This is a genomic window from candidate division KSB1 bacterium (assembly GCA_022566355.1).
GTDB lineage: Bacteria > Zhuqueibacterota > JdFR-76 > JdFR-76 > DREG01 > JADFJB01.
Genome location: JADFJB010000160.1, coordinates 1 through 8553 on the forward strand (window position 1 = coordinate 1; position 8553 = coordinate 8553).

Below are 8553 nucleotides of genomic sequence, written 5' to 3' on the forward strand. Positions count from 1 at the left end.
TAATCCTTTTCAATCAAATCTAACAAGATCCCGAAACGCAGGCTGTCGCAGAATGCGCAATATCATTAAAATGTCATTCTGAGCGCCAGCGAAGAATCTTGTTGGTACAGCCCTTAATAACTTGATTATACTAGAGTTACAACGAGTTTCAAACAAGATCCTTCACTCCGCTTCGCTCCGTTCAGGATGACAATTCCAGGCTTTTTGCCTATTCTGCGACAGCCTGAACGTCGGGATGCCAAAGTTGGCGGTTTAAGCTTAAAAGCATGATTTCATGAATTATTCAGGATAAATAAAGTAATGCAATATATGATTAAATTTGTTTCGGTCAATAGCACTCTTGTATTCAAAATCAAAATTTGAGAAGATATTTTTCGAAATAATTGATTTGGTAAAAACAAATAATCATTGTAAGTTACCATCATATGTATTTATCCGGAAACAGAAATAAATCAAAGCTTGATGAACAATAATGAGTAAATATTACCTGGTTGTAAATCCACATGGCGGCGGCAAAAAAGGTCTTGCTGTTTTGGAAAAAGTAAAGCCTATTTTCGAAGAATCCGGAGCTGAAATCGATATTAAAGAAACCCGGTATGCCGGGCATTGCCGGATCATGGCCAATACATTTGAATACGATGGATATGACGGATTCTGCGCTATCGGTGGAGATGGAACGATGCATGAAGTTGTGAATGGCATGCTAACCAGGAATGATAGCAGGAAATTACCCATTGGCCTGATAACCGGCGGTACAGGCAATTCATTCATGCATGATATGGATTGCCTCGATCCAATTCTTGCAGCAAAGAGAATTCTAACAGGGCGATTGCGCAAATTGGATATCGCTAAAGTGGATGCTAACGGCGAGACCATTTATAGCTTTAATATCGTCGGTTGGGGATTACCGACAGATATAAACTTGCTGGCTGATAAAATGCGATGGCTGGGAGGACAGCGATACAACGTGGCATCGATTCTGGAAGTGTTTAAGAATACCAGGCGTCTGGCAAAAATCACTATTGACGGACGGACTATAGCGGGGGATTATGGCTTTATTTTGGGAATGAATACAATTCACACCGGAAATGGCATGAAGATGGCACCCTTAGCGCGGATTGACGATGGTTTAATCGACTTATTGATCGTTCGCAAAGCCGGGAGATTAAAGTTATTGTCTTTGTTTGCAAAAATTTTCAAGGGTGATCATGTTGGAGATCCGGTGGTGGAATATCACCAGGCTAAAGAATTTTCAATTATTCCGATGGAAGATCATCCATTGAACATCGATGGAGAAATTCTCGGCAGCACGCCGATCCATGTAAAAATGCTTCCGGCAGCGATTGAAGTATTGGTTTGAGAAACGTGAGACAGAGAAAACCACGAAGACACAGAAGGCACAGAGTAATAAAGAGAAAAAAACATAAATAATGACTCTCACTTATAATTATCGAGAAGTTGAACTCCAGAATCCGGCACCCAACCACTTATTCCCAATTACTTTATTTGTTCATTGATCATTTGAATTTGAGATTTATTTGTTAATTTGTTTTCTGTGATTTGAGATTTGTGATTTTCTAATCAACCCAAATTATATGATACCATCAGCTTGAATGGTTCCTAAAACAAAATGCCCGGCCGAATGAACAAGCCGGGCATTTTGAATTGATGTCAAATCAAGTTTAAGAATTAATTCTCATTGGGAAGAAAAGAATAATTCTCGGCATACTCCAGCATTTGCGCCGTGAAATCATCAGGGTATTCAATCTTCACATCGACAATTTTTCCATCACGCTCAACCGGGACAAGTCGTGCATTGATAAAACCACTATAAGGTGCGATGTTGAGCTTGCCAAAGCGTTCCAGGACTTCTTTATGCAATTCCTGATCGACTTTGACGCCATAAGTTTCAATCAATGCGGCTCCCGATTCATAATCACCTTCGGATTTAATTCGCTGAATTTCACGCAGTAATTGCCCGAACAGGTCCCGTAATTTTTCATAATCATTGATAACGAAATAGGTTTTGCCGTCTTTCTTTTTACGCTCGATGACGTTATCGGCCTTGCCTTTCTCATAGGCCCATTTTGCGACCATCTGGCGGTTACGCATGTGGGATTCTTCGACATCATCACCCAATTCCAAACGCCGCAGTTGCGTCATTAAACCATTAGTGATGTAACCATTGTATTCATCTTTGCCAACATCCAATGTGGGTATGACGCCAATATCGACTAATTTTTGGTCCATAATAAAATAAAGTGCAACCAGGTCTGCGCGGCCTTCTTCGAGAGCGGATGCATAACTCTTCAAAGTTTCTTTGGTCGTTCCCACGCCGGGGTTCAATTTGCCGGAAGCATGGCCTATGACTTCATGCATATCCGTATGAAGATTACCCGAAAGTACTCCCCATTTTTTAGCCAAATCAACCTCTTCTTCGGAATAAGCGAATTCTTCCAAAAAGCCATCTCCTGCCGAAGCTGCATTGTAAGTATCCACGATATTACCCAGGGTTACAGATTTTGAGCCATGTTTGGCACGGATCCAATTGGCGTTCGGTAAATTGATCCCGATAGGTGAAGAGGGCGATGTAGCGCCAACTTCTCCTATTACGGTAACCACATTGGCGAGGATGCCGGTTACATCCTCTTTTTTATGTTCATCCATTATTGTGGAATTGTCTTCAAACCACTGGGCTTCGGCGCCAATGGCATCGATGCGTTTTGTTGCCTCCTTATCCTTCAATTCCAAAACCGATTCGAAAGCACCTCGATAACCGATGGCGTCGCCATATACCTCGATAAAGCCGAGTATCAAATCGAAGGTGGATTCGGTATCTTCAACCCAGGCGATACTGTACTTGTCGAATGTTTTCAGATTTCCGGTTTGGAAATATTCGGCTAACAACGCAAGGGCTCTTTGTTGCTTGTCATTTTCAGCAACGTCAACGGCTTTATTTAGCCAATAGATAATTTTTTCCAGCGCCGGACCGTACATGCCGCCGACTTTCCATACTTTTTCCACAAGGTGGCCATCTTCCTTAACCAGTTTGGAGTTTAGGCCGTACGAAATCGGTTCGGGATCGTTGGGATCGCGTTTGCCGTCATAAAAAGCCGCCACTTCATCCGCGGTCACGCCTTCATAATAATTGTTGGCCGATTCTGCCACATGATCGACACCCTTGGCCAGGTTCACTGCTTTGGCAGCTACAGTTGGATCGAAGATGATCGGTGTCAATCGCGCCACTAACTGCTCGACACTCTCCCCGTCGCTAACGGGGAATACGCCATCTGTGTTGCTAACAAGCTCCGCAAAATATTCCGATGAAAAGTCAGGCATTATTTTCGCGGTGGAATAGTGGTGATGAATGCCGCTGGAAAACCAGACGCGTTTGGTGTAGACCATGAAATTGTTGAAATCGTCTGACTTGCGATCGCCACTGTAATGCTTAACAATTTCTTCCAGGGTTCGCCGTACCGTGAGATTGTATTTGTAATTTTGATCCCAACAGATATCCCTGCCGGAAAGACCTGCCTGGTAGAGATAATAAGCCAGTTCTTTTTGCTTGGCCGTCAGCTCATCGAAGCCCGGAACCTGGTAACGAAGAATACGAAGATCGGCGAACTGCTCGGTGATTACTTTGAATTCTTGCCCGCTTTCGCAGCCTAACATACCCAAAAACAGGATAGAAATGAGGATGAATTTCTTCATTGAATTCTCCTTTATCTTTTGAGAAAAACGTATTTTATAAATGCTGGATTTTTGGATAAAACATACAAAACAAGAATAGAGTACAGAAAAAAGAAGATCAAGTGAAAATAGGGTAGGGGGAAAAGGTTTTTAAAATAGTTGATAGAGCCTAAAGCCAAATTATCCCGCCAAGGAGGCTGTTGCAGAATAGGCAAAAGCCTGCAATTGTCATCCTGAACGGAGCGAAGCGGAATGAAGGATCTTGCTTGAAACTCGTTGTAACTCTCGGATAATCAGGTTATTAAGGGGAGTACCAGTAAGATTCTTCTCCCGCCAAGGCGGGATCACATTAAAAATTAGGCTCATCATAAAACAATCTCCCCTGGACTCATCATTAAACTAGGAGGGGAAACTCCTCCTCTTGATCAGGCTGTCCGAGAACCCCAAAAATGTCACCCCCGAGTGTTTCTATCGGGGGTCTATTTGTACCGGCATGAGACTGCGATCTTTTTTCATATGTTTTTATCTGACCGAAACATACACCAGGTGTGCAATTCTTCTATATCTGCTTCTCCCGTGACATTAAAACCAAAATGCTCATAAATGGGAATATTCTCTTTTTTTTCAGTACTCAAACTAATCCCATTCGAATTTGGATCTGACTCAGAGACTTCAATGAGATTCTCGATTAAGAACTTTGCATATCCTTTGCCCTGGTGACCGGGTAAAACACCAATGATTCCCAGGTAATAATGCGTGATTTCCGGTTCATACTTGCCGGCTTGCTTTTCGTATGCCTCCAACCGTTGAATGGCATCTTTACCAATCACTTGCCCTAATCGGTTATATACATCGTGTAAAGCTTCCGGCCAGGGTTTGAAAATGGGTTCATTGATACCGGCAACAGCGACTAATTCTTGTCCGGAATATACGCCCAATAAAGGGTAATCCCGGGTTAACCGGGTCTCACAGAAAAAGCCAACCAGCGCTTCGAGATGTCCCTGGTAATTTGTGTTTGAATCTTTCAGAATATATCGCATTACCGGATACTGTTGAAATGCCGAAGCTAATACCTCAACTGCCTGATTTTTTTCATTATAGGTTAATCTTTTTATCTTCATTTTTGTCGTTAGATTGGCTTCTCACCTGGTTTTAGATAACGATTTTTGGATCATATTCCCCATCCCTTAACTTCCCGGTGTCGTTTCATCTTCCCTGATTTTAGGCGCTATTGCAAACCCTGTAAATCCATAAATAACGGCGAAAATAAATCCTGTATAACACATTACTGCCCATTTGGCATAGGCTAACGTATCCACACCCAAAGTGCCTGCCATAAAAACACCAGCGATGCTCCAGGGAATAAGCGGCACAACCACGGTTCCGCTATCTTCGGTGGTGCGGGACAGATTTTTAGCCGCCAGGTTGTTTTTTTTGTAAGCCGGCGCAAATAATTCTCCCGGGATCAGGATGGAAAGGAATGAACTGCCGGTCATCATTGCGGTTGTAATTCCGGCTGCCACAGTAGAAGCGATGAGCTTGCCGGTGGTATTGGCTATTTTCAACAATCTTTCTAACAAGACATCCAGCATACCGGTGGTTTGTATAATTCCGCCAAATGCAAATGCGCAAAAAGCGATTAGAGTGACATGCATCATACTAACCATTCCTCCGCGAGTAAGTAGTTTATCCACTAATGCGTTACTTGTTTGCGCCTCGTAACCCGTTACCATGGATTTAACGGCAGTTTGCAAATCCACATGTTGTATGAAAATAGCCAGTAATACAGCAACTAAAGCGGAAAACAGCATGCCGGGAATAACTGGTTTTTTCCTTATGGCTAAATACAACGTTATGAGAGCCGGCAATACCAGCAGCCAATGAAATTCAAAGTTCGATTGGATCACGTTCATCATGGTTTCGGTTTGTGTAAGAGAGGCTTCACCCGTTGTAGAAGAAAACAGGCCTATGAAGAAATAGACGGTTAATCCCAGCAGCCATGCCGGTGTGGTGGTCCAGAGCAAATGGCGGATATGATCAAAGAGATTGCTCTGCGCGGCAATGGGCGCCAGGTTGGTGGTATCGGAAAAAGGTGAGAGTTTATCGCCAAAATAGGCGCCGGCTACAATCGCTCCCGCTGCTTGCGGCAGGGGTATATTCAATCCATGCGCAATTCCGATAAACGCAACGCCAATGGTGCCGACAGTTCCGTAAGATGTGCCGGTCACAACCGAAATTACACTGGATACGATACAGGCTGTTACCAGGAAGAATTTAGGATTAATAATTTTCAGGCCATAAAAAATCAACATGGGAATGGTACCGGCGGCAATCCACGAGCCGATGAGAGCGCCGACAACAATCACGATAAGCATGGCCGGCATGCCTTTCATCATACTTGCAAGAATGCCTTTCTCGATTTCTTTGTAATTGTAGCCAAGACGCAGCGCAATGATTCCTGCAACGGTTGCAGCGGCGATTAAAAGGATTTCAGCGTTTAAGCGCAATACTCCGTAACCAAAACCCAGAAAGATGGCAATGGCTATTAGCGGCGTAAGAGATTGCAGGAATGTGGGCGTTTTCTTGTGATTGGAACCCATGGGATTAAAATCTCCTTGTTGGTTATCCTTGTTGAATTAGAAACTAAGACTACGATATAGAACTGGAGAAAGAAGATCAAGGGAAAAAGGGTCGGGCAAAGCCGGATTAAAATTAAATGCAATCATCCCCAATACGGTTTACCAAACTATCGTTGGGGGAATTGTTGCAGTGAGTTGAATGAGGTGGATAGGATCCAGGAGTATTGAAGGGTTTAGGGGGAGGTGAGCTATAGTTCTTTATCTTTTAACCCGGATTTCTCTATCAGATTGTAGAGTCCAGCGATACAGTACTTCCCAAATTATGTTTCAGTACAGCACTTATTAAACCCCCATCGCCATTCACGGAAACCTTGCTCCAATTAAGATGAGTTAGGAGTATATCTAATTACTCTATAATTATATAGTTTTATGTATTCCTTAATTTGAAATGAACAGGAACTGAAACCCAAACTTTTATAGGCTTGTCTCGTTGTTTTGCAGGTATCCATTTCATTTTCAGTACCGCTTTTAGGGCTGCTTCTTCAAAGCCAACATTAGTGCCTGAATCCTTTAAGATTTGTATTTTTGTACTTTTCCCTTCGGTATCAACTAATACACCCAACATCACCCGGCCTTCAATTCCGCTCATTACTGCTATTTTAGGATACTCGAGATATTTTTGTAAGCTGGCAAAACCTCCAATAGGCTGTGGAGGACTATCGTATGCAATGAATCTGTATCCGTCCTCTTCTGGTTCAGCTAATGGAGGCGGAGGTGGTGGTATCTCATCAAAATCCAATATCGTCTCTGAGATAGTAAGGTCTTCCGGAATCTCATCGTCATCAACAGGTATAGGCACTGAAGGACGTGGCGGAGGCGGAGCTTTGGTTATCTGTTCTGTTGGTGGGACATCCTCAACAATAAATTCTAGATTTTCAATTTCAAAATTTTCTGCTCCCAGGTATAATTTCTTTGGTGATAATTGGAAAAAGATCACAAGTGTGAGCAAACTTATAATAAGGGATAATTGTAATCTCTTATGATATTTCTTTGTAAAATTTCTATTGGAACTGGTAATCGGCGTCAGCGGTGAAATAAAATGCCTGGTGAATAACCGTTTTTGCGGGAAAGATTTTAAAGACCTCATAATATTACCTCAATCTTTGTAATGTTAGTTTTTGATTATTGACGGTTTTAAAACACCTATGTTTCAAAAATTCACTAAATAAAAATACAGGGGCCGCTCCTGGCGGTGGGGATAGGGAAGAGAGATTTATTGTTGTTCTAGCTATTTGCTCTTGAATATCCTCATTAGGAACTTTTATGTAACCTTGCCAATATTTTACCGTATTAACTACATTAAAAGTTCTTTTAAATCCTTTAACCTAACAGAAGGAGGTACTGCTATGAAACGCGTCATGCCATGCCTTATCATTCTCGCTTTAAGCCTTGTAGTTATGGGGGCAAATCCTGTTTATTCACAGGATGATGATGCCATGTGGGTAACATTCAGTAAAAATCTCGCTGCAAATTTAGCTTCGGAAAATAGTGGCGTCAAGCAATCAGCGATGAAGCTCATCATCATATATGGCGACAAACTGAAACTTGATGATGAAGCCATTTTCGAACTGATCGAAATCTACAATAGGGAAAAAGATGTTAAATACCGTCAAATGGCTTTAGTTACCCTTTATAGTTTAAAGAACAAGTGGGCCATGGAATTTATTAAACAAAGCTATGAATTTGAAAAGAACTCGGTTCTTAAACACACTATAGCGGCGATGGTTTTGGAATATCAATCATCGAATAATTTGTAAAGATTGTAATCCTCTTATGCAATACATAATCAATGTCGGCAAAAAGTTAAAAACTATCCGGCATGAAAAAGATCTTACATTAAGAGAGTTGTCTCAACAATCCAACGTATCACATACACAAATATCTGAAATTGAACGTGGATTAACTTCTCCTACAATTAAAACATTGCTGAAACTCATGTCAGCATTACGGCAAGATGTAAGCTTCTTTTTTGTTGATAAAAAAAGCCGCTAAGTTTTTACACCCAGCGGCTTAAAGCAATTTACTATTGCTTTGAAACGCGTCGTGGAAAATATACAAGCTTGATTTCTGATTGTCAAGATAAAAAATAAAAAAAATTAAGAAAAAAAATCACTGAGTGAACCTCCCATTTATTTTGGTGATTGCTTTCTTTCTGAGGGCAGAGCTGTAGCGACTCTGCCCTTTTTTTATAAACGTGTCGATGAATAATTAAAGCGGGGAGAAA

7 protein-coding genes are annotated in these 8553 nt (G+C 41.7%); 3 read left to right on the top strand and 4 right to left on the bottom strand.

The window, feature by feature from the left end; all coding sequences use genetic code 11:
• The first annotated feature begins 472 nt into the window (after positions 1–472).
• A complete protein-coding gene (locus IIC38_18930) occupies positions 473–1360 on the top strand; it encodes a diacylglycerol kinase family lipid kinase (protein MCH8128000.1) in 888 nt (295 codons plus the stop codon).
• 329 nt (positions 1361–1689) lie between these two features.
• On the opposite strand, the gene IIC38_18935 is transcribed toward IIC38_18930, so the two are convergent.
• The 4 genes from IIC38_18935 to IIC38_18950 form a co-directional block, all read right to left on the bottom strand.
• Positions 1690–3711 carry a dihydrofolate reductase gene (locus IIC38_18935; GenBank protein ID MCH8128001.1) on the bottom strand — a complete coding sequence of 674 codons (2022 nt, stop codon included), beginning with the start codon at positions 3709–3711 and terminating at the stop codon, positions 1690–1692.
• A 491-nt stretch (positions 3712–4202) separates the two neighbouring features.
• On the bottom strand, positions 4203–4811 hold the full coding sequence (locus IIC38_18940) for a GNAT family N-acetyltransferase (protein MCH8128002.1): 609 nt from the start codon (positions 4809–4811) through the stop codon (positions 4203–4205).
• A 66-nt stretch (positions 4812–4877) separates the two neighbouring features.
• Entirely contained in the window at positions 4878–6290 is a 1413-nt protein-coding gene (nhaC, locus tag IIC38_18945) for a Na+/H+ antiporter NhaC (GenBank protein ID MCH8128003.1), read from the bottom strand.
• Positions 6291–6696: 406 nt separating this feature from the next.
• Entirely contained in the window at positions 6697–7416 is a 720-nt protein-coding gene (locus tag IIC38_18950; protein MCH8128004.1) for an energy transducer TonB, read from the bottom strand.
• 259 nt (positions 7417–7675) lie between these two features.
• Between IIC38_18950 and IIC38_18955 the strand changes: the two genes are divergently transcribed.
• Both IIC38_18955 and IIC38_18960 read left to right on the top strand, forming a co-directional pair.
• Positions 7676–8086 (top strand): hypothetical protein, encoded by a 411-nt coding sequence (locus IIC38_18955; GenBank protein MCH8128005.1) that lies wholly within the window; start codon positions 7676–7678, stop codon positions 8084–8086.
• Positions 8087–8102: 16 nt separating this feature from the next.
• Complete coding sequence (locus tag IIC38_18960; GenBank protein ID MCH8128006.1) at positions 8103–8321, top strand: helix-turn-helix transcriptional regulator; 219 nt, start codon at positions 8103–8105, stop codon at positions 8319–8321.
• Positions 8322–8553 lie beyond the last annotated feature (232 nt).

What these genes read in the sequence shown, in the direction of transcription:
- IIC38_18930 (MCH8128000.1), top strand. Translation starts at nt 473, where the DNA reads ATGAGTAAATATTACCTGGTTGTAAATCCACATGGCGGCGGCAAAAAA.
- nhaC (MCH8128003.1), bottom strand. Translation starts at nt 6,290, where the DNA reads ATGGGTTCCAATCACAAGAAAACGCCCACATTCCTGCAATCTCTTACG.
- IIC38_18950 (MCH8128004.1), bottom strand. Translation starts at nt 7,416, where the DNA reads ATGAGGTCTTTAAAATCTTTCCCGCAAAAACGGTTATTCACCAGGCAT.
- IIC38_18940 (MCH8128002.1), bottom strand. Translation starts at nt 4,811, where the DNA reads ATGAAGATAAAAAGATTAACCTATAATGAAAAAAATCAGGCAGTTGAG.
- IIC38_18960 (MCH8128006.1), top strand. Translation starts at nt 8,103, where the DNA reads ATGCAATACATAATCAATGTCGGCAAAAAGTTAAAAACTATCCGGCAT.
- IIC38_18935 (MCH8128001.1), bottom strand. Translation starts at nt 3,711, where the DNA reads ATGAAGAAATTCATCCTCATTTCTATCCTGTTTTTGGGTATGTTAGGC.
- IIC38_18955 (MCH8128005.1), top strand. Translation starts at nt 7,676, where the DNA reads ATGAAACGCGTCATGCCATGCCTTATCATTCTCGCTTTAAGCCTTGTA.